Source organism: Herminiimonas fonticola (assembly GCF_003293745.1).
GTDB lineage: Bacteria > Pseudomonadota > Gammaproteobacteria > Burkholderiales > Burkholderiaceae_D > Oxalicibacterium > Oxalicibacterium fonticola.
Genome location: NZ_PTLZ01000002.1, coordinates 484866 through 506188, shown reverse-complemented (window position 1 = coordinate 506188; position 21323 = coordinate 484866). Strand labels below are relative to the sequence as shown.

Here is a 21323-nt window from a genome sequence, read left to right as displayed (position 1 = left end):
TAAATTATTTCAAATTCAAACGGGCAACGTTACTGGTATTACCTGTAACAACATCAACAGATTTGCCACGCAAAGTCACATCAACGCCGGCAGCATTCCCGATCACCATGGATACAGGTTCTGTCACCGCAACAACCTCGGAGGTGCCGGCTTTCAACAAACGGGAAAGCAAAACACTATTATCGGCACGCTTGATTTCCACCCATGAATCTTCACGCACCTTGATCGCCAATGCGTCTTTGCTATTCACTGGAACGGTAGCAGCAACAGGGGTTGTACTCGTCGCTACAGTTGCAGATTGAACGGCTGCTGCAGCGACGGCCGGTTTCGGTGCAACAACTGGCGCAGGTGTAACTGCTGCAGGTTTGGGTTCGGGCGCTACAACTTTTGATTCAGTGACAGATACAACCGGCGTCATCGTCGATGGCTTCGCTGCCACCGAAGCCACACTCGACTCATTCGTGCTTGGAGCAACCGTTGTTTCAATTACCTCAGCTTGCACAGGAGGCACCTCGACGATTTCTCCGGTCTCAATCGGAACAAGCTTTTCTTCCGCCTTGGAAGTTTGTGACGAAATCGGAATCAAACCCAGATGCTGACCAGCAAATACAGCAGCACCAATTACAGCCAACACAGCAGCAGCAATCATTACTTTGAATGAGAGTCCGCGAGGGCCGGAAGGCGATAACTTAGCTTCAGAAAACGATGCCGAAAGTGTATTACGCTCCGGCAGCAAGACAGCCGGTGCAGAAGTGTCATCGACAATCGCTGCCAGAATAGGTGCGGGATCGGCTTGCAATACTTTCGCATAAGCGCGAATAAAACCGCGCACTATGACCATGCCCGGCAAAGCTGCGTAATTATCCGCTTCCAATGCCTGAATCTGTCTGTTCGCAAGGTTAAGCTGACTGGCAATCTGCAGAGTCGTCCAGCCGCGCGCTTCACGCAAAACAGCAAGTTGCACTCCAGCCGGCACTATCGGCTCTGCTGTATTAACAACCGGCTCAGGATTAGAGTTGGTAGAAGCAACGTTTTCCGGCTGCTCGTTTACTCGTGCTTCATCATTCATTAAAGGCTCCACGCTGATAAGCCGCAAATTCATTTGAGTTTGGATAACGGCGACGCAACTGCGTCACAAAACTGGCTTCTGCTGCACGATCACCCATCTTGCGTTCAATTTTGACTGCAAGCCACAGCACTTCTGCAGTCAACACATCCGCCTTGGTGACACGTGTAATGTAAAAACGGGCGAGTTCAAAATCGCCACGCTCGTAATTGATACGCGATAAATTAGTGTTCGTTGTCGGGCTACTAGGATCGTAGCGAAAGGCTTGATTAAAATAACGTTCTGCTGCGGCCGGATCTTTCAAAATCAAACTGCAAGTACCTGCATTATTCAATGCCTTGGCAGGCGACTGGTAAGCCTTGTTGCGAATGGCTGCTTCGAAATAGGCAATCGACTGCGGAGCGCGCCCATTCTGGCAAAGGAACCAGCCATAATTATTGCTCAGGTCTGGATCGTTTGGCGCCAAACGCATGGCGTGCGTTAAATTTTCTTCTGCCAATCGTGTTTCGCCCAGATCCATGTAAATCAATCCGGCCATGCTGTATGCATCGGAAAATTCGGAGTCCGTCTGCAATGCAAGTTTGACTTCATCCAGCGCAACATTCATCTGACCTTGCTGGTAATACTCACTAGCCAGTCGCAAACGAATTCGAGCACGTCTCTGATTATCTGATTTATCGGCACCGGGCACAGCCATCGCGTCGCCATCTTGTTTGGTCGAACTGGTGGTGCTGGTTACACACCCTGCCAACAAAATTATCGAAAACAAAGTGATTCCGAGCGAGACAACAGGACGCGCTATTTTCAAGATGAAATCTCCACAATACGTCCAAAATTCTTACCGAATTTTTCCTGATATTCGGCCATTTTTTTCATACGATCTTGCACACGTGTACGATCCTGCACTTCACCTGCCAATTGACCACAAGCCGCATCGATGTCATCACCGCGTGTCTTGCGCACTGTCGTGACAATGCCACCATCCATCAGCACTTGGGCGAATGCCTTGATGCGAGAATTATTCGAGCGCGTCAAACCGGATTCAGGGAATGGATTAAATGGAATCAAATTGAATTTGCAGGGCACATTCTGCACAAGCGCCAGCAACTCGCGCGCATGCTGATCAGTGTCGTTGACACCATCCAGCATGCAATATTCAAAAGTCACGAAATCACGTGGAGCGAATTCCAGATAGCGCTTGCATGCCGCCATCAACTCTTTCAACGGATACTTTTTATTCAATGGCACCAAGCCATCGCGCAAGGCATCGTTCGAGGCGTGCAGCGAAACTGCCAATGCCACTGCACAATCCTGTGACAGTTTGTCTATCATCGGCACCACGCCGCTGGTTGACAAGGTCACGCGACGACGCGACAAACCATACGCGTTATCGTCTAGCATCAACTTGAGTGCCGTGACCGTAGGCTCGTAATTCAGCAAAGGTTCGCCCATACCCATCATCACGACGTTGGTGATCTGGCGTTCGCCTTTTGGACCTGGCTCTATGCCCTTGGTCCGACGCAATTCAAATTCTGCCATCCACAGCTGACCAATAATTTCGCCAACTGACAGATTGCGATTAAAACCTTGTTTTCCGGTTGAGCAAAACCGGCAATTTACCGCGCAACCCGCTTGTGTCGAAATACACAAGGTGCCGCGGTTTTCTTCGGGAATAAAAACAGTCTCGACTGCATTGCCCTGCCCCACATCAATCAGCCACTTGCGCGTACCGTCGGAAGAGGTGTGATCGGAAATCACAGCTGGCGCAGCAATCATCGCGCGCGTCTTCAGCTTGTCACGTAGCGACTTGGCCAAATCCGTCATCGCGTCAAAATCACTGGCGCCGAATTGATGTATCCAGCGCTGCAATTGCTTGGCGCGGAACGGCTTCTCACCCAACTCACCGCAATAAGCGATGAGCTGCGCAGGATCCAGGTCCAGCAGATTGGTGAGAGTCGTCATAAAAACACTTCTTGTCGCCGCTTGATCGCCGATGAAAACATATCAACGAATAGCGGCATTACACATAAAACGCGAATTAACGTGAATACACGTTCAACGCTGGGAAGTAGTAAGCGATTTCAACTTTCGCTGTTTCTTCTGCATCGGAACCGTGCACTGCATTTGCATCGATCGAGTCAGCGAAGTCAGCACGGATCGTGCCTTTGTCAGCCTTCTTAGGATCGGTTGCACCCATCAGATCACGATGCTTGATGATGGCGTTTTCGCCTTCGAGCACTTGAATGATCACAGGACCGGAAATCATGAAGTCAACCAGGTCCTTGAAGAAAGGACGTGCGCTGTGAACAGCGTAGAAACCTTCAGCTTCTGCGCGCGACAATTGTGTCATGCGAGCAGCGATGATTTTCAAGCCAGCGCCTTCGAAACGGGAATAAATCTGACCGATTACGTTTTTAGCGACTGCGTCCGGTTTAATAATCGACAGTGTGCGTTCGATTGCCATCTGAAAAAACTCCAATAAAAAGAAAGGGTTAAGACGAAAAATTGAGAACTCAATTAACCTTGGATTCTAGCATGAAACCCCTTCTTTATGAGCAGGAACACATGGTTTTATGCCTAAGCAATACCAGTCGTAAGATCATGCATCAAGTACGCGGCATTTTTTCACCCGAATTCGTTTAACCGACAGCATCAAATCGAAGAAGGCAGGCTGATTACAGACTTTGCCCCATCCTCAGAATAAGTCATGTTTGCTTAAATTCGATGCTATCTAGTCAATACATACCCTCCGAAATCAGCCGAAAATTCTTGCAATACAGACAAAAAAGCCGACATCAAAGTCGGCTTTTTTAAACATGCGATCTGGACTACCCAACTGGTGTTTCTGTCTGATTCAATTCAAAAACCGCCATCGATTCGACGTGCGAGGTATGCGGAAACATATTGACTACACCAGCATTTTTCAACACATAAGGACCGTCATTGACCAATACTGCTGCGTCGCGCGCCAGGGTGGAAGGATTACATGACACATAGACAATGCGACTAGGCATCAAATCCGGCCGTACTGCATTCAGCCCCGCCAGCGCTTCACATACGGCCAATGCACCATCGCGTGGCGGATCGATCAGCATGCGATCGAATTTACCCATTTCGATAAAATCCTCGGTTTTCGCTTCGAATAGATTGCGTGAATAAAACGAGGTTTTTTCGGCTAGTTGATTTGCCTGTGCATTTTCCAGTGCGCGCTCGGTCAGGGTTGTGCTGCCTTCCACTCCAACCACTTCACGCGCTTGCGTTGCAATCGGCAAAGTGAAATTTCCCAAGCCGCAGAAAAGATCGGCGACACGATCGGTCGCTTGTACATCCAGCAAACGCAATGCGCGCGCCACCAGCACCCGATTGATCTGATGATTCACCTGCGTGAAATCAGTCGGTTTGAATGGCATCGTTACGCCGAATTCCGGCAAGGCGTAATGTAAATTCGCTTCTACCGGATAGAACTGATAAGCACTATCCGGACCAGCTGGTTGCAACCACCATTGCACTTTGTGGTGATCGGCAAACGCCTTCAATTTCACTTCATCTTCCGGCGAAAGTTCGGTCATGATGCGCAACACCATGGCGGTGATTTTTTCTTCCGCGCCCTGACCAATTGCCAATTCGATTTGCGGCAAATGATCAATGACGGATAGCGATGCAATCAATTCACGCAAAGGCACCAGCATTGCAGAAACATTCGCAGGCAGGATTTCGCAGGTCTTCATATCGGTAATGAAGGACGATTTACGCTCATGAAAACCCACCAGCACGCCGCCTTTTTTCGGCACATTTCGTACTGAAATACGGGCGCGATAGCGATAACCCCAAGTCGGGCCGTGTATCGGGCGCAGCATGGTTTCCGGCTTTACCTTGCCTATATGCTTCAGATTGTCTTCCAGAATACGCTGCTTCAGAGCCACTTGCGCGCCAGCTTCAAGATGCTGCATCGAACAACCGCCGCAGATGCCGAAATAACTGCATTGTGGTTTGGTGCGCAGCGATGACTCCTTGATCACGGACATCATCTTTGCGGCTTCCCAATTCGCCTTCTTGCGATAGGAAGAATAGACCACGCGCTCTTTTGGCAAGGCACCTTCGACGAAGACTACTTTTCCTGGCGTGCCATCTTCATTTTTCAGATGGCCGACACCGCGTGCTTCCGTGTCGAGGGACTCGATATCAATAATGGTTTGCTGCATAGGGATTGAATCAGATGAGCAAGCCAGGCAATACCAGACTTGCATTAAAGGGAGGCGTCAAAAGAAACGGATGATAGCAAACTGCTTCATATGCGCGATAGATTTAATGCTATCCCACTTGCTACAACAGGGAATCTTTATCGACACCAGTCTTGGTCAGAGAGCGCTTTAATTTAATCAAGGCTTCTTGCTGAATTTGGCGAACCCGCTCACGCGTGATATGCATTTCTGTCGCCAACTCTTCCAGAGTCGCAGGGTCATCGTTATCGAGGCCAAAACGGCGTGTGATCACCAGACGTTGCTTATCCGGCAGCATGTCCAGCCAATCGCGCACCAGCACCGTCATCTCATTATGTTCGGCCAGCGTATCGGGGTCATTGGCATGATCTCCTTGCAACAGATCCATCAAACTGGCTTGCGGGTCACCATCGAGCGGCGCATCCAGCGAACTGGCATGTTCCGACAGCGCCAGAATATCCTGCACATCTTCCACACTACGGTCGACCAGATGCGCGATATCTTCTGCAGTTGCATCCTTGCCATCGTGATGCTGTGCTTCCAGATGAAATTTGGCACGCAGCGTTTGATTCAATTCACGCACCACATGTACCGGCAAACGCACGGTACGGGCCTGATTCATGATCGCGCGCTCTATGCTCTGACGTATCCACCAGGTTGCATAGGTCGAAAAACGAAAACCCCGTTCCGGTTCGAATTTATCGATGGCACGCATCAAACCCAGATTGCCCTCTTCGATCAAGTCCAGCAGAACGACACCGCGATTGATGTAATGCTTGGCTATCGACACAACCAGCCGCAGATTGTGTTCGATCATTTTCTGCCGGGCTTCAAAATTGCCCTGTTTGGCCAGAGTGGCGAAGTGGACTTCTTCCGGCACCGTCAACAAGGGACGCGCACCAATCTGATTCAGGTAATGCTGGGTCGCATCGGTAGATAACTCAGTCGACAGAACCTTTTTCAGCTCATCGATACCGGCGACTTCAACCGATGCCGCCGCATGTTCGTTGTGCTCATCTGAATCGGCAGATTCGACATCATCATCAACGTCGTCGCCTTTCTCTTCCTCATCAACGGAATGAAAAGGTAGCCCGGGGGACGCGGGTTCCGCGTTTTCCTCGTCGTCTGCCTGTGCGTTCCGGTTACGTGTCATTAGCGGCTGGGTAAGAATTTGGATGGATCGACAGGCTTGCCTTGCTGGCGAATTTCAAAATGCAATTTGACTGCATCTGCATCCGAATCACCCATGTCGGCAATTTTTTGCCCCTTGGTAACGTTCTGACCTTCTTTCACATGAATCGCCTTGTTGTGCGCATAGGCAGACAACAAAGTGCTTGTATGTTTGACGATGACCAGATTGCCGTAGCCGCGAATCCCGCTACCGGCGTACATGACTTTGCCGGAACCGGCTGCCAACACTTGCTGGCCGGATTTACCTGCGATATCGATACCCTTTTTATTGTCATCGAAATTCGCGACGACCTTGCCGTCGGCCGGCCACATCCAGGAAACTGTTTCGTCGTCTGAAGCTGCGGCAGTTTCAGCCGGCTTGACCGGTGTAGCGCCTGCTGCGCCTTCATTTTTTTGCATCTCGGCCATATTATTATCGGAATACGGACGCTTCTCACCACGCGGAGCAGTTTTATTTCCGCCTGTCATTGTAGGAGGCGTCGACAAAGTCCTTGCTTCGGTACCTGACGAAGTCGCAATCGAGCCAATTTGCGCACCGCTGCGGGATGACGAAGATTCAGGCGGTGCTACACGCAACACCTGATCAACCTTGATATCGTTTGGATTTGCCAGTTTGTTCCATGTCACCAATTCGCTGTAGCTTTGGCCGAAATCCAGTGCGATACGGTACAAGGTATCGCCCTTCTTTACTGTATAGAAACTGCGGTCTTCTGCTGCAGCTTTTGCAGCTGACGTCGTGCCACCTATCGTACGCTCTGTAACCGGAGCAGCGCGGTGCGGCGTACCACAAGCGGCTAATGAGCCAACCAGCAATGCCAACAATGTGATTCGAATTTTTTTCATTCTCTTTACGTTCAATTATTTTTTAGCGATGTATGTTCGCGGAGTTCAAGTTACGGTACCTGGACGGAGTGGCACAAAATGACAATCCTCCAGCGTCGAACTTTTCCATTCAAATTTGCTGACGCGTTCTATTAATTGCAGAACTTGATGCCTGTCCCCAACCGGGGCAACCAGGCGACCACCTATCGTCATTTGTTCCAGCAAGGCCTGTGGCACTTCCATCCCGGCGGCGGCCAAAATAATGCCGTCAAACGGGGCTGCCTGTGGCAGGCCAAGCATACCATCTCCGTAATGCAAGCGGATGTTTGCCACGCGCATGGGTCGCAGGTTGGTTTTGGCCAATTCGTGCAAACCCTTGATACGCTCGATGGAATAGACCTCTTTCGCCACCAGCGACAAGACAGCTGCCTGATAACCGCAACCTGTACCGATTTCCAGCACACGATTGAGTACGCCACCCGCATTATTGTTCCGCATGACCTCAATCATTCTTGCCACAATATAAGGTTGCGAAATGGTTTGGTGATAACCAATAGGCAAGGACGCGTCGATATAAGCTTGGCTCGCCAAAGCCGGCTCCATGAATAAATGACGCGGCACCGCCTCCATTGCAGCCAATACCTTGCTGTCCTTTACGCCCTGTTTGGCCACGCGCGCAGTCATTGCTTTACGTATCGCATCCGAAACCAGCGGTGTGGAGCGATTACCGGCAGCAGGAGCATGAGTCACGGCTTTATGCGAAGACGCTGTCTGGCCTTGTGATGCGGCAGGAATTGAAGCAATTCGTGCCGGAGACCCGACTGCATGGCGCGAAGCATTCAGCGTGGCGGTCTGTGGCGTGGCAGTTTTACTGCTTGTGCTGCGATGCGGCTCACTGCGTGTGCCATTGCGAGGAGCTTTCTCGGCAATTGATGAGAGCGACAGCGGGAAGCGCTTGGTTTTGTCCGTCATGCCAAAACCTTCTTCAACGTGGCAAGTTGCGCATTGTGTGTCAAATCTATTTGCAAAGGCGTAATAGATACATGACCCAACGCGGTTGCGTGAAAATCGGTGCCTTCGCCTGCATCCTTTTGTCCACCACAAGCACCTATCCAATAAATATCGCGACCACTTGGATCTTGCGTTTTGATTACGGCTTCTGACTGATGGCGCTTGCCGAGACGAGTGGCAATCGCAGGTTTCAGTTGTTCATATGGCAAATTCGGAATATTGACGTTCAACAGGAAATTTTCAGCCAGATGATCAAAACGCCCTTCCGCGCAACGTTCAACGATATCGCGCGCAACGCGTGCCGCCGAATTGATTTCCGCCCATCCCTTGTCCAGTTGCGAAAAAGCGATCGCCGGAATGCCAAACAGATGCCCTTCCGTCGCTGCCGCAACCGTGCCGGAATACAAGGTGTCGTCGCCCATGTTTTGCCCCTGATTAATACCAGAAACAATCAGATCGGGGCGAAAACCCATGATGCCGGTCAGCGCAATGTGGACGCAATCGGATGGCGTACCGTTGATGAAGTAAAAACCGTTAGCCGCCTGGTAGACGGAAAGCGGCCTGTCCAGTGTCAGGGAATTGGAGCTGCCGGAGCGATTGCTGTCCGGCGCAACGACGACGATATCGGCAATCGGTGCCAGCGCCTCGGCCAAAGCGATCAGCCCGGGCGCAAGATAGCCATCGTCATTACTGATAAGAATTTTCATGTGCGAATTTTACCTGAAGCCATGCTGCTTTCTGAACTAGCTTTCGCGTTTTACACGACTGCCGGACAGATGGTTGCCGCTCGCCTTGCAATTACTCTGCGTCGTTAATCGACTCTAGGGTCGATGCAAAAAACGTGCGTACTGCATCGAGTTCGCGGGTTCGTTTGAAAGGCGGCAGGCTTTGCCAGATTCGTTTGCCATACGGTTTGGCAATCAAACGTGGATCGCAAATCATCAGCACGCCACGATCAGTTTCATCACGGATCAGGCGACCAGCGCCCTGCTTCAAATTGATGATAGCTGCCGGCAACTGGTGATGCATGAAGCCGTTCATGCCCTTGCGTTCCAGCGCTTCGATACGCGCAGCCAGAACCGGATCATCCGGTGGCGAAAAAGGTAACTTGTCGATAATCACCAATGACAATGCATCGCCGCGCACATCGACGCCTTCCCAAAAACTCTGACTGCCGATCAATACCGCATTGCCAGCCGCGCGGAACCTATCCAGCAACTCTGTGCGTCCAGCCTCGCCCTGCACCATCAATGGGAAAGGCAATTTTCGACGTTCGAATTCTTCACGCAAGCGCTCCGCAGCACGATTGACTGCGCGTATCGTTGTGCACAATAAGAATGCACCGCCACCAGCGGCTTCAATTACCGGCAATGCCGCATCGATCACGGCATCGGTATATTCAAGTGAATTCGGCTGCGGCAAACCGGTAGGGACGTACAACAAACCCTGGCTGTCGTAATCAAAAGGACTCGGCCATGATTGCGCCGGCTCGTCCCACAAGCCCATTTGCGCGGTGTAATGATTGAAGTCATTTTTAACTGCCAGCGTGGCGGAAGTAAATATCCATGTACGCGGCACGCCTTCACGCTGCTTGTTGAAAATCGGTGCAATCGAAAGCGGCGTCTGATGCAGCTGCAGCGACGACGAAAATGCTTCTACCCACAACACGCTTTCCTGGCCGATGATTACATCGCCCCTGGGCTTGTTCCATGCATCGAGGCGTGTGGCTATTTCCACTCCGCGCACACGGCATTGTTCTATCGTCTCGGCGCGTTCGGCCTGTTTTTGCAGGACGGAGATCATGCCGTCCAGTTCATCCTTCAATGTTTCCAGCGCAGGAAAAAACGCGCTGGACGGCGCAATCTGATTCACTGCGAGACGCACGATATCCTGAGGAAAAGTCAGGCGCAGATCGCGTGCGGCACGCTCGACCTTGCTCACGACGCCAGCCCAATCCGCACCATCGCGCGCATGCGACAAACCTTCTGCCAACACATCGCGACACAACTCCAAGACGTGGGATGTAGAAATCGTATCGCCGAAAAACAGCGTTGCGGTCTCTGGCAACTGATGCGCCTCATCGAAAATAATCGTGTTCGCCGACGGCAGCAATTCGGCGACGCCGGTATCTTTCAACGCCACGTCGGCAAAGAACAAATGATGATTGACGACCACAACGTCAGCCTGCTGCGCTTCCTTGCGCGCCTTCATCACAAAGCAATCCTGGTAATACTGGCACTCTGCGCCCATGCAGGTATCGCGCGTCGAGGTGACGAGGTTCCACACCAAAGCAGTTTCCGGCACCTTGGACAACTCAGCCTTGTCACCTGAACCGGTGGTTTTCATGAAGCGCGAAATTTCACGCAGGTAGCCGACATCGTCACGTGAAGTCAGCCGGCCATTCTGTAATGTGCGTTCGAGATGGAAATGACAAACGTAGTTGGCGCGCCCTTTGAGCAAGGCGATGGAAACCGGTGCGCCCAGCGCTTTGCGGACGGTAGGAATATCACGCAGAAAAAGTTGATCCTGCAAGTTCTTGGTGCCGGTGGAAATAATCACCTTGCCGCCCCACAGCAAGGACGGCACCAGATACGCGAAGGTTTTACCGGTGCCAGTACCGGCTTCGGCGATCAAGGTATTTTGATTGGCGATCGCATTGGCAATTGCCTTGGCCATCTCGGTTTGGGATTTGCGCGGACGAAAACCGCCAACCGCATGCCCGAGCGGACTATCCACGCCAAACAGCTGATCGAGCTCGGCATCGTGAGTGGCGACTTGTGGGGCGGAGGCTCCAGCGGGCAATGCGGCAGATTCAGCGATCAAAATAAGGTCTTGGGCAATGCGTTAAAAGGCAAGGTTTGTGCGCCTGAAGATACAAGCCTGCACAGAAACTAATTAAACAAGAATGCACGCGACAACTGCGTGGTGCGCATTGCAATGCTTGTATCTTCGCTCAGGTAATACAAGGTGTTTACTAAGCGGGAATGTCGGGAATCAGCTGCATTTTGAGCAAGGTGATGTTGTCCTTCAATTGCAATTTACGCTTTTTCAAACGACGCAATTGTAACTCTTCATGCCGGCCGTCACGGATCAGCGTTTCAATCACTTCATCCAGGTCGCGATGTTCGACTTCAAGTTCAACAATACGTTGGTGAATAGCTTGCGGAGAACTCATAGTCATAGGTCATTCTGGCGATGTTGCACTTCAATAAGGATGCATCCTCGTGTCACTACAAACCGACATCCATTTACCGAAGTCGTCGTAGCAAATTGCCTACAAAAAGCGACTGATTCTGCATGTAAAAGGTGCTGCATGCATAGAGTCGCTAGTTTTTATGTCATAAAGACAAATAAAACCAATTGTAAAAAATTCTTACAATTTAAACGGGCTGCCTTTGACTTGCCTGCCAAATACGCATGCAATAATCAAACGCAACAAATTTACCTGCATAGTTTAATCCACCCAGACGTATGAGCCAATACAAGATAGAAGCAGGAACCGGCCAACATATTGGCGATCGCGAAGATCAACAAGATAGATGCGCATTGTTTGCTGCGCCCAAGGCCCCCGGCTACATGCTGGCCGTCGTCGCTGATGGCATGGGTAATCAGGGTGCGCTGGCAGCAGAGCAAGTAATCAATACGGCTCAACAAATTTTTGAACGTTTTTCGCCGCTGACAGACACGGTGGAAGATATTTTGCTCAGCATTGCGAAAGAAGCAGACACCGTTATCAAGTTGTCAGCCATGTCTTCCGCCAAAAAACCGCATAGCACCGTTGTTCTTCTGATCATCACACCGCAAAACAGTGCCATCTGGGCACACGTAGGCGATTCACGTCTGTACTACTTTGAAGGTCCGAATTGCGTTAAGCGGACAACCGACCACACATATTTCGAACAATTAAAAGCTGAAAACAAGCTCGACGAGACCAAAGCCAACGATCCACTATTAGTGAATCTGTTGGTGAACGTACTGGGCAGCAGTAGTGATTTCACGCTCGCGACCAACCGGCGCGACGGCTTGAAAATCGGCGACTCTTTCCTGCTCTGCAGTGATGGACTGTGGCGATATTTCAACGAAGCAGAGTTAGGCGCTGCCATCGCGATGAACTCGCCGCGCAAAGCCAGCGAAATGCTGATTGCCAAAGCACGGGAACGTGCAGTCAATGGCAAGGCAGATAATTGCACTTTAGCCATCATCAAACTGGTCAAAATGCCTAAAGAAGTCAAAGATTACACAGCCCAGAAAATGCGCCGGGCAGTCTGACGGACGCAAATTACAGTGCGCGGCACTAACTATTTTTGTCCTTCTGCTGTATTTCGGAAACTCTTTTCCCTCCGCCCTAGTCTGAGTTCACTCAGGGAACGACTGTAAAGTCGCATACATGCGCGATAAGAATTAATCATTATTACAGTCGAAGCTGCGCGCTGTACTGTACAGCGCGGGATCGACGGTCATTTTAAAAGTCCACGCATTGAACAAACCGCTTAGCTCATATTTCAATTTCGATAGCTTGCGTGTGCGCTTGCTTGTATTGGTGTTACTCGCCATTGTGCCTCCCGTCATTCTGACCGTGTACGGCGCGTGGAAAGAACGACAACAAGCTGTGCACATGGCGGAAGACAACCTGCAGCAGCTAACTCAATTAGCTGCGACCAGTGAAGCGCGTTCCATCGAAGGTACCAAACAATTATTGAGTGTACTTTCGACACTACCAGAACTGCGCGGCGATACAAAAACCTGCAGCGAGTTTCTCGCCAGAGTCCTGAAAAAAAATGAAGGTTACGTCAACTTCGGCCTGATTCAACTGAATGGTGACGTTGACTGCAGCGCAATGCCGTTAAATGGCAAACTCAATGTTGCAGACCGCCCACATTTCAAACGCGCGATACAAGAGCAGACCTTCATCGCCGGCGACTATGTATTTGGTAACGCCTTGCGCAAACATGCGATCAACCTGACCTATCCAGTCTTCGATAATAACGGTGCCGTGCAAGCGGTGATTTTTGCAGCACTGGATTTGAATTACCTCGATCGCTTTGTCAGCGACATCGCATTACCTGCCGGTGCCGTACTTATCACCGCAGACAGCAACGGCACCATCATTGCCAGACGACCAAATCCTGAAAAATGGATAGGCACGCGTGCTTCACAATCCTTGTTCGACGTCATGATCAAGGTCGGCTTCGGCACCTCAGAACTCACGGATACAGATGGCATCACGCGCCTGCATGCGTTTGCACCGGTCGGCACCAATAATATTTCCAACTTCAAAGTCAGCATCGGCATCCCGATCAAGGACATCGTCGCACCAGCCAACCATTTGCAAATGATGGAATTGACCACGCTGGCGATCATTGCCTTGCTGGCTTTGCTGGCTGCCTGGTTTGTCGGCGACGTCATCATTTTGCGACGCGTCAAGGTGTTGGTAAAAACAGCAAACAAAATCGCGGCCGGCGATCTGGACGCGCGTACCGGTATCAAGTACGGCAAGGAAGAAATCAGCCAACTGGCGCGCGCCTTTGACGGCATGGTGACGTCGTTGCAAGAACATGAATCAGACCGCGAACTGTCGCAGGCAATTCTATTCGCCGAAAAAGAACGTGCGCAAGTTACCCTCGAATCGATTGCCGACGCCGTCATTACCACCGACAGTCGCGGCAATATCGAGTACATGAACCGCGTCGCTGAAAAACTGACTGGCTGGAAGAGTATCGAAGCACAAGGTTTGCCGTCGACACAAGTGTTCAAGATACTCAATGGCTTTACCCGAGAATCCGTTCCCAATCCGGTTGAGCTGGTACTGGCACAACAAAGCAATGTCGAACTGATCAAGGATACGGTGCTGCTCAGTCGCGACGGCATCGAATATGCGGTGGAAGATTCCGCTGCACCTATACGTAATCGCGAAGGCCGGATTATTGGCGTTGTGCTGGTATTCCACGATGTCAGCGATTCGCGCAAGCTGGCCATTCAGTTGTCGCATCAGGCGGCGCACGATCCGCTGACCGGCTTGTTCAATCGCCGTGAATTCGAGCGTCGACTGGAACTGGCAATCGATACACTCGCGCGCCAATCCAAGCAGCATGCCTTGCTGTACATGGACCTGGATCAATTCAAGATCGTCAATGACACCTGTGGTCACAGTGCAGGCGACGAACTGCTGCGTCAAATCACGGCATTGCTGCAACCGCTGGTGCGTGACAGCGATACGCTGGCGCGACTGGGTGGCGACGAGTTCGGAGCCTTCCTCGAGAATTGCTCGCCCGAATCGGCTAGTCGTATCGCGGAAAAATTGCGGCAAACAATTTGCGATTTTCAATTTGTCTGGCAAGACAAGATCTTCCCGATTGGTGTCAGTATCGGTTTGGTCAACTTCAATACCAACGCCCTGTCCCTGCCTGATCTGCTAAGCGCCGCCGACACTGCGTGTTATGTCGCAAAAGATTCCGGTCGTAACCGCGTGCACATCTATCGCCCTGAGGATCACCAACTAGCTGCGCGAGAAGGCGAAATCAAATGGAATGAACGCATCCAAAAAGCTTTCGAGAACGACCGCTTCCATCTATTCTCGCAGCGTATCGTCAGCATTCAAACGGACAAGAAAAATTTTTCCTTCGATGAGTTGAGCCTGATGATGGCCGACGAATCCGGAAAGCTGATTCCGACCTCGGCCTTCCTGCCTGCGGCTGAGCGCTATCACTTCATGCCTACCATCGATCGCTGGGTCATACGTACCGTCTTTGCTCAACATGCTGCAGCAATCAAGAAATCGCCGAACGAGAATCAGCATTTGATGTTCGTCAAAATTTCCGGCAGTTCACTGGATGATGACGGCTTCCTCGACTTCATCATGGAACAATTCGCTCACTACGCTTTGCCGTTCGAAGCTATCTGTTTTGCGATTGCCGAAACCACCGCCATTACCAACTTGACACGTGCATTGAATTTCATCGGCAAGCTCAAGCCCTTGGGCTGCCGGGTTGCACTCGATGACTTTGGCAGCGGTATGTCGTCGTTTGCCTACCTAAAACATTTGAATGTGGACTTCCTGAAAATTGACGGCAGCTACGTCAAAGGCATGGCGAGCGATCCAGTCGATTGCGCCAAGATTGAAGCGATACAAAACATCAGCGGAGTGATGGGAATTGACACCATCGCACAAAACGTCGAAGACGACATCACCCTGACAAAGCTGAAAAGCATAGGCATCGGATATGCCCAAGGCAGCATCATCAATGCCAAGCGTGCGTTTTATCCCAAGGCGGATGCTGAATAAACTTGTTCAGCCATGTTTCCGCAATCATGTGAACGAAAAAAAACCTGCAACACAAATTGTGCCGCAGGTTTTTTTGATGCTAACCATGTTTGACTAAAATCAGACTTAGCGTACCGTTCTTTTAGAGAAGATAACACCCAACAATAAACCAACACCTGCAGACAGCGTCACTGCCTTCCATGGATTCTGATGAACATAGTCATCAGTCGATGCGGCGACTTCTTTGGTTTTCGCAGCAGCAACGGCCGGCACTTCCTTCGCAGTCGCGATAGCAGAATTAAACAATTCCATACACTTCGCGCTCAGCTCACCGTTTTTCTCCATTACTTCGTCATGCGCGTCCAGCGCCATCTTTTTTGCGTCACGCGACAAGGTTTTCAGATCATCGCTAACTGTATTCCGTTTTTCTTCTTCCATGTTGACTCTCCTTGAATTTCAAAAATTGAATGAAACAGGGGAACACGTCGAATATCCGCATCCTCACTTTTACAATGCAGCTGCATGTGCGCGATCGCGCAGGATCTTGATGGCATCATGGTTTTGCAATACGCCTTGATACTGACGTTCGATCACCGCCTTCACATCCAGCGGAAGATCCTTTTCCAGCGCACGACGATAGCTTTTTTTCGCGACATCTTCACCCCGTTCGCATTCATTCAACACGGCTTCATCATCCTTGCCCATTACTAAGGATTTGATATCTATCCAACGGCGATGCAAAGTCCCGCTCAAGCTGCTTTTTGTTTCTGGATTACCGCCATGTGCTGTCACCAGAGCAGACAACTCGCGCGCAGAAGCTGAGCAACTAGCTGCATAGGTCAACAGTGTTTTTTTGAGTTGCGAATTGCCGACATCCTCGGCACAACTTTTAAAACCCTCTTCACCATCTTTACAGGTTTCAATCAGGTCATTGAGGGTAGAAATTACGTCCTTATCCATCACATTTCCTTTCAAAACGCCGCGTCTTCTTTAACGCAGATTCAAGTAGGTTTGATAGAGCGGAAAAATGCGCACCCGATGCTGAGATACGGCTAGCGCCATTCAGTATTTTTCGAGCGTGAAATGCTGAATATTTTCACCCAATCTCTATCAGGAAGATCGTCGACCAGTGATGCGCCAACGTTAATTCCAATATGAAGGAAACATAAATGCACCTCTGTTCGACAACGCACATAGGCGCGTAATGCATATATTTTTATTATTATTTCCACAGAGAAATCAATTGAATTTTCACCATCTAAACATATGCAAACTATTGTGTCTTGAGCGTCGAATTTCCGGCCGGCAAGGTACAATATTAAGGCTCATACAGCGTCGTGAAAAACATCCCTTATGCGCCATTGTCATCGTGTCATTAATTATTCAAACATTGTTTGACGACATGAACTGTCGCCCTACCAACTCCTGCCTCCTGAAGAGTTCTGGTCATTAGTTTTTCTGCGTAGTCCCTGTTCGTCTGGCGACACCGTGATAGCGCATCCTTGCCATGAAAACGGCAATTTTCGTATCGTCCTGTTTGTTTAATATTGAGTGAATGAAGTTTTTATTATGTTAACGGCATACTACGCAGCACATTACGATACGCTGTTGGTTCTTATCTCCCTGCTGGTTGCGATCCTGGCGTCCTATACCGCACTTGATATGGCGGAGCGCATCAACGCGACGCAACACAAGGGGGCCGCCTTATGGCTGGCCGGCGGCGCGTTCGCGATGGGCGTCGGTATCTGGTCCATGCATTTCATCGGCATGCTGTCGTTTCGCCTGCCGATTGCTCTCGGTTACGATTTAACCCTGACGATCACCTCGCTTGTGATCGCGGTAGTGGCTTCAGGTTTTGCCTTGTGGCGTATCAGCCAAGCCACCTTGAGCAACATGCAGCTCTGTACAAGTGCCTTGCTGATGGGCATTGCCATCGCCGCCATGCATTACACCGGCATGGCCGCTTTGCGCATGACACCAGGGATTGAATACGATCCGCTGCTGTTCTCGCTTTCCGTACTGATCGCCATCGCGGCCTCGGGCGCTGCGCTATGGATAACCTTCACCTTGCGGAAAAATCGACCGCACATGAAACGTGCGCGTGCGATGGCTGCAGTTGTGATGGGCGTGGCTATCATCGGCATGCACTACACCGGCATGGCTGCGGCAAACTTCCCTGTCGGCAGTATTTGTGCTGCAGCAAGTGAAGGCATCCTTCCCGGCTGGCTGGCATTGGTCGTGATCATCGTGACTCTGTCGGTGCTGGCAATTGCATTGCTCACCTCGGTGCTGGATGCGCGACTCGAATCGCAAACCAGTTTGCTGGCCAAATCGCTGGCGGTCGCTAATCAGGAATTAACGCAACAGGCGCTGCAAGACAATCTGACCAAACTGCCGAACCGGACCTTGCTGGAAGATCGTTTGAATCAAATTCTGCACAAGGCTGAGCGTACGCACACCCGTTTTGCACTGATGTTTATGGATCTCGACGGCTTCAAGGCAATCAACGACTCTCTCGGCCACCATATCGGCGACATGCTACTGGTTGAAGTAGCTCGGCGCATTCAGGGCAGCATCAGAGCGCAGGATACGGCAGCACGTCTGGGCGGCGATGAATTCGTTTTACTAATCGAAGTTGCAGAACCTGAAGATGCTGCCTCGGTGGCAGACAAACTATGCAACATCATCAATCAACCATTTCATATCGGCCACCAGATGCTGGGCGTATCCGCCAGTGTTGGCATCGCCATTTATCCGGGTGACGGTTTAATCCCGCATGACTTGCTGGTCAATGCCGATGCGGCGATGTATCACACCAAAAGTACCGGACGTAACGGCTACCACTTCTTTGAAGCGTCGATGAACACCAATGCACATAAGCAGTTGCAGGTGATACAGGATCTTCGACTGGCGCTTGAGCGCAAGGAATTCTGTCTGCACTACCAGCCAAAATTCAACACGCAGGATGGCGTGGTTATCGGTGCGGAAGCGCTATTGCGCTGGCAACATCCGACACGCGGCATGATTGCGCCTGACGATTTTATTGCGTTGGCAGAAAAGACCGGCTTGATTGTGCCGATAGGCGAATGGGTATTGGATGAAGCCTGCCGTCAGATGCGCATATGGCATGACGAAGGAAACAAGCACTGGAAGGTAGCTGTGAATTTATCAGCGGTTCAGTTCAGCAACGACCATCTGATCGAGCGCGTACAAACGACATTGGCGAGGAACGGATTACCCGCGTCCGGGCTGATGCTGGAAGTAACCGAATCAACCGCCATGCATGACGTCGAAGCAAGTCTGACTATACTCGACAAGCTCGCGAACATGGGGATCGATATTGCTATCGACGATTTTGGTACGGGTTATTCCAGCCTGCTTTACCTGAAGCGCCTCCCGGCAAGCGAACTGAAAATCGACAGGGGCTTCATACACGACCTTGCACAAGGTAGCGGTAATTCATCCATCGTTGCAGCAATCGTAGCTTTGGGACGTACGCTGAATCTGCGCATCGTGGCCGAAGGCGTCGAGACTGAAGAACAGCAAGAATATTTGACGATGCTGGGCTGCGATACCTTGCAAGGTTATCTGATGGGCAGGCCAGTGGCGCCGGATCAGTTTATGAATACAATCCGCGCTGTAGTATCTTGAACAGGCCAATTTTCTGGCAGCTAGCAGTACGTCGCCAGACGGTCATTCGGCGGTGACTCAATCACCATTCATCGTGACATCCGCACCCTCACTTTGGGCAATCCGCAATCGCCATTAAATCATTCAGCGCTGCCGTGTAATGCCAGGATTCAGTTTTATGCAAAGCAATGTACGGCGCAAAGTCGTTCATCTGTTTAGCGATATTATTGGCATCGCGACCCATATCGTCGGCAAGCGCCTCATGCAGTATCGGTGACCATGTCACGATGACGATAGTGGCCACGACTGTAAAAAAAACAATAACAATGCTCGCCAAAATCAGGCCCATGAAGTGCGACTTGCTTGCATCCATACTGCCTCCCCTTCTGCCGTGTGTACCGGCCTTTCCATCACCAACAGATTTCTGATCCTTATCTTTTTTTTTGAATTAATCTGTACGTTTTCGCACGTAAGATAGTGATTTCCAAAGAGGTCTATAAAACGGCAAGCACAAATAAAAAGGCCTTGCATCGCGGCAAGGCCTTTTAAAAAAGTGCTAGATAATTTACAACTGCGGACTCAATTTTTCTATTTTTGAATGCAATTTATTCAGCGCGGAAATGTAAGCCTTTGCCGAAGCAATGACGATATCCAAGTCTGCGCCCACGCCATTAACGATGCGGCCGGCTTTCGACAAACGCATTGTCACCTCGCCTTGCGATTGCGTGCCGGTAGTAATCGCATTGACTGAGAACAGCAGCAATTCTGCACCACTTGCCACTTTCGATTCGATTGCATTGACGATCGCATCGACTGGGCCATTGCCCTCACCTTTGCAGGTTTCTTCCTTGCCATCTATCGAGAATACGACGCTGGCAACAGGCTTGGTCGTGCTGGACGACTGCTGTGTCAGAGAAATAAAATTGTAGTATTCATGCTCATGCGAGTGCTGTTCGTCCGATACCAAAGCCATGATATCTTCATCGAAGATATCCGATTTGCGATCAGCCAACTCCTTGAAGCGGATAAACGCAGCATCGGTATCGGCAGCCGATTCCAGCTTGATACCCAATTCTTCAAGACGCTGTTTGAAGGCATTGCGGCCCGACAGCTTACCCAGCACGATTTTATTGGCGGCCCAGCCCACGTCTTCGGCACGCATGATTTCATAGGTATCACGTGCTTTCAACACGCCGTCCTGATGAATGCCGGACGCATGCGCAAATGCATTGGCACCAACCACTGATTTATTCGGCTGTACGGCAAAACCGGTGATTTGCGACACCAGTTTGGAAGTCGGCACGATCTGTGTCGTATCGACGCCTATCTCCAACTTGAAGTGGTCCTTGCGTGTACGCACGGCCATCACGATTTCTTCCAGCGCGGTATTACCGGCACGTTCACCGAGACCGTTGATCGTGCATTCAACCTGACGTGCGCCGCCTATCATGACGCCGGCCAGCGAATTGGCAACCGCCATGCCGAGATCGTTGTGGCAATGCACAGACCATACCGCCTTGTCGGAATTGGGAATACGCTCACGCAAGGTCTTCAGCATATTGCCGTACAAGCCGGGCACGGCGTAACCGACGGTATCGGCAAAGTTAATCGTGGTCGCACCTTCCTTGATGACAGCTTCAATCACGCGGCACAGGAAATCGATATCCGAGCGGCTACCATCTTCCGGGCTGAATTCAATATCGTCGGTAAATTTACGCGCGTAACGCACCGCCATCTTGGCTTGCTCGAACACCTGATCCGGCGTCATGCGCAGCTTCTTTTCCATGTGCAAGGGCGACGTCGCGAGAAAAGTGTGAATACGTTTTCTTTCCGCCGGGGCCAACGCTTCTGCAGCTCGCGCGATGTCTTTATCATTGGCGCGCGACAAGGAGCACACCGTCGCATTCTTGATGATGCCGGAGATCGCGTGTATCGATTCAAAATCACCTTGCGACGCTGCCGCAAAACCGGCTTCGATAATATCGACCTTCAAACGCTCAAGCTGTCTGGCGATACGGATCTTCTCGTCTTTCGTCATCGATGCGCCGGGTGACTGCTCGCCATCACGCAAGGTCGTATCGAAAATAATCAGTTTGTTTGAATCGACTGCCATGTTGTACTC

The 21323-nt window shown here is 50.8% G+C and carries 18 protein-coding genes; 3 read left to right on the top strand and 15 right to left on the bottom strand.

The genetic code is table 11. The features are described from left to right. Positions 1-4: 4 nt before the first annotated feature. The 11 genes from Hfont_RS09735 to Hfont_RS09685 form a co-directional block, all read right to left on the bottom strand. A complete protein-coding gene (locus Hfont_RS09735) occupies positions 5-1069 on the bottom strand; it encodes a helix-turn-helix domain-containing protein (RefSeq protein WP_112992175.1) in 1065 nt (354 codons plus the stop codon). Beyond that, a complete protein-coding gene (gene pilW, locus Hfont_RS09730; protein ID WP_241523065.1) occupies positions 1062-1835 on the bottom strand; it encodes a type IV pilus biogenesis/stability protein PilW in 774 nt (257 codons plus the stop codon). The genes Hfont_RS09735 and pilW overlap by 8 nt, the downstream gene beginning before the upstream one ends. A 35-nt stretch (positions 1836-1870) precedes the next feature. After that, the gene (gene rlmN / locus Hfont_RS09725; protein WP_112992173.1) at positions 1871-3028 is read right to left on the bottom strand and encodes a dual-specificity RNA methyltransferase RlmN; all 1158 of its coding nucleotides are present in this window, start codon (positions 3026-3028) and stop codon (positions 1871-1873) included. 76 nt (positions 3029-3104) lie between these two features. After that, entirely contained in the window at positions 3105-3530 is a 426-nt protein-coding gene (gene ndk / locus Hfont_RS09720; RefSeq protein WP_112992172.1) for a nucleoside-diphosphate kinase, read from the bottom strand. A 364-nt stretch (positions 3531-3894) separates the two neighbouring features. Then, the gene (rlmD, locus tag Hfont_RS09715) at positions 3895-5268 is read right to left on the bottom strand and encodes a 23S rRNA (uracil(1939)-C(5))-methyltransferase RlmD (protein ID WP_112992171.1); all 1374 of its coding nucleotides are present in this window, start codon (positions 5266-5268) and stop codon (positions 3895-3897) included. Positions 5269-5389: 121 nt separating this feature from the next. Further along, positions 5390-6439 (bottom strand): RNA polymerase sigma factor RpoS, encoded by a 1050-nt coding sequence (gene rpoS, locus Hfont_RS09710; protein WP_112992170.1) that lies wholly within the window; start codon positions 6437-6439, stop codon positions 5390-5392. After that, positions 6439-7320: a peptidoglycan DD-metalloendopeptidase family protein gene (locus Hfont_RS09705; protein WP_112992169.1), complete on the bottom strand. Its 882-nt coding sequence runs from the start codon at positions 7318-7320 to the stop codon at positions 6439-6441. The genes rpoS and Hfont_RS09705 overlap by 1 nt, the downstream gene beginning before the upstream one ends. Positions 7321-7365: 45 nt before the next feature. Further along, positions 7366-8271, bottom strand: coding sequence for a protein-L-isoaspartate(D-aspartate) O-methyltransferase (locus Hfont_RS09700; RefSeq protein WP_112992168.1), 906 nt, complete (start codon positions 8269-8271; stop codon positions 7366-7368). Beyond that, positions 8268-9017: a 5'/3'-nucleotidase SurE gene (surE, locus tag Hfont_RS09695; RefSeq protein WP_112992167.1), complete on the bottom strand. Its 750-nt coding sequence runs from the start codon at positions 9015-9017 to the stop codon at positions 8268-8270. Before surE ends, Hfont_RS09700 begins: the two co-directional genes overlap by 4 nt. A gap of 91 nt (positions 9018-9108) precedes the next feature. Next, the gene (locus Hfont_RS09690; protein WP_112992166.1) at positions 9109-11133 is read right to left on the bottom strand and encodes a DNA repair helicase YoaA; all 2025 of its coding nucleotides are present in this window, start codon (positions 11131-11133) and stop codon (positions 9109-9111) included. A gap of 151 nt (positions 11134-11284) precedes the next feature. Beyond that, positions 11285-11485: a YdcH family protein gene (locus tag Hfont_RS09685; RefSeq protein ID WP_112992165.1), complete on the bottom strand. Its 201-nt coding sequence runs from the start codon at positions 11483-11485 to the stop codon at positions 11285-11287. Positions 11486-11781: 296 nt separating this feature from the next. Here Hfont_RS09685 and Hfont_RS09680 point away from each other — a divergent pair, with 296 nt between their 5' ends. Both Hfont_RS09680 and Hfont_RS09675 read left to right on the top strand, forming a co-directional pair. Further along, on the top strand, positions 11782-12579 hold the full coding sequence (locus Hfont_RS09680; protein ID WP_112992164.1) for a PP2C family protein-serine/threonine phosphatase: 798 nt from the start codon (positions 11782-11784) through the stop codon (positions 12577-12579). A gap of 208 nt (positions 12580-12787) precedes the next feature. Then, positions 12788-15592 carry an EAL domain-containing protein gene (locus Hfont_RS09675; RefSeq protein ID WP_241523064.1) on the top strand — a complete coding sequence of 935 codons (2805 nt, stop codon included), beginning with the start codon at positions 12788-12790 and terminating at the stop codon, positions 15590-15592. A 105-nt stretch (positions 15593-15697) separates the two neighbouring features. On the opposite strand, the gene Hfont_RS09670 is transcribed toward Hfont_RS09675, so the two are convergent. Both Hfont_RS09670 and Hfont_RS09665 read right to left on the bottom strand, forming a co-directional pair. After that, the gene (locus tag Hfont_RS09670) at positions 15698-16009 is read right to left on the bottom strand and encodes an ElaB/YgaM/YqjD family protein (RefSeq protein ID WP_112992163.1); all 312 of its coding nucleotides are present in this window, start codon (positions 16007-16009) and stop codon (positions 15698-15700) included. A 69-nt stretch (positions 16010-16078) separates the two neighbouring features. Then, complete coding sequence (locus Hfont_RS09665; RefSeq protein WP_112992162.1) at positions 16079-16531, bottom strand: ferritin-like domain-containing protein; 453 nt, start codon at positions 16529-16531, stop codon at positions 16079-16081. Positions 16532-17140: 609 nt separating this feature from the next. Between Hfont_RS09665 and Hfont_RS09660 the strand changes: the two genes are divergently transcribed. Beyond that, entirely contained in the window at positions 17141-19222 is a 2082-nt protein-coding gene (locus tag Hfont_RS09660; protein WP_112992161.1) for a putative bifunctional diguanylate cyclase/phosphodiesterase, read from the top strand. A gap of 88 nt (positions 19223-19310) precedes the next feature. Here the strand turns inward: Hfont_RS09660 and Hfont_RS09655 are convergent, their stop codons facing one another. Together Hfont_RS09655 and Hfont_RS09650 are read right to left on the bottom strand one after the other, a co-directional pair. Continuing rightward, positions 19311-19574, bottom strand: coding sequence for a hypothetical protein (locus tag Hfont_RS09655; protein ID WP_112992160.1), 264 nt, complete (start codon positions 19572-19574; stop codon positions 19311-19313). 192 nt (positions 19575-19766) lie between these two features. Continuing rightward, complete coding sequence (locus Hfont_RS09650; RefSeq protein WP_112992159.1) at positions 19767-21314, bottom strand: 2-isopropylmalate synthase; 1548 nt, start codon at positions 21312-21314, stop codon at positions 19767-19769. Positions 21315-21323 lie beyond the last annotated feature (9 nt).

Excerpts from the sequence above, each read along its gene's own strand:
- Hfont_RS09735 (WP_112992175.1), bottom strand. The coding sequence starts at position 1,069 with ATGAATGATGAAGCACGAGTAAACGAGCAGCCGGAAAACGTTGCTTCT.
- rlmN (WP_112992173.1), bottom strand. The coding sequence starts at position 3,028 with ATGACGACTCTCACCAATCTGCTGGACCTGGATCCTGCGCAGCTCATC.
- ndk (WP_112992172.1), bottom strand. The coding sequence starts at position 3,530 with ATGGCAATCGAACGCACACTGTCGATTATTAAACCGGACGCAGTCGCT.
- rlmD (WP_112992171.1), bottom strand. The coding sequence starts at position 5,268 with ATGCAGCAAACCATTATTGATATCGAGTCCCTCGACACGGAAGCACGC.
- rpoS (WP_112992170.1), bottom strand. The coding sequence starts at position 6,439 with ATGACACGTAACCGGAACGCACAGGCAGACGACGAGGAAAACGCGGAA.
- Hfont_RS09705 (WP_112992169.1), bottom strand. The coding sequence starts at position 7,320 with ATGAAAAAAATTCGAATCACATTGTTGGCATTGCTGGTTGGCTCATTA.
- Hfont_RS09700 (WP_112992168.1), bottom strand. The coding sequence starts at position 8,271 with ATGACGGACAAAACCAAGCGCTTCCCGCTGTCGCTCTCATCAATTGCC.
- surE (WP_112992167.1), bottom strand. The coding sequence starts at position 9,017 with ATGAAAATTCTTATCAGTAATGACGATGGCTATCTTGCGCCCGGGCTG.
- Hfont_RS09685 (WP_112992165.1), bottom strand. The coding sequence starts at position 11,485 with ATGAGTTCTCCGCAAGCTATTCACCAACGTATTGTTGAACTTGAAGTC.
- Hfont_RS09680 (WP_112992164.1), top strand. The coding sequence starts at position 11,782 with ATGAGCCAATACAAGATAGAAGCAGGAACCGGCCAACATATTGGCGAT.
- Hfont_RS09670 (WP_112992163.1), bottom strand. The coding sequence starts at position 16,009 with ATGGAAGAAGAAAAACGGAATACAGTTAGCGATGATCTGAAAACCTTG.
- Hfont_RS09665 (WP_112992162.1), bottom strand. The coding sequence starts at position 16,531 with ATGGATAAGGACGTAATTTCTACCCTCAATGACCTGATTGAAACCTGT.
- Hfont_RS09660 (WP_112992161.1), top strand. The coding sequence starts at position 17,141 with ATGTTAACGGCATACTACGCAGCACATTACGATACGCTGTTGGTTCTT.
- Hfont_RS09655 (WP_112992160.1), bottom strand. The coding sequence starts at position 19,574 with ATGGATGCAAGCAAGTCGCACTTCATGGGCCTGATTTTGGCGAGCATT.
- Hfont_RS09650 (WP_112992159.1), bottom strand. The coding sequence starts at position 21,314 with ATGGCAGTCGATTCAAACAAACTGATTATTTTCGATACGACCTTGCGT.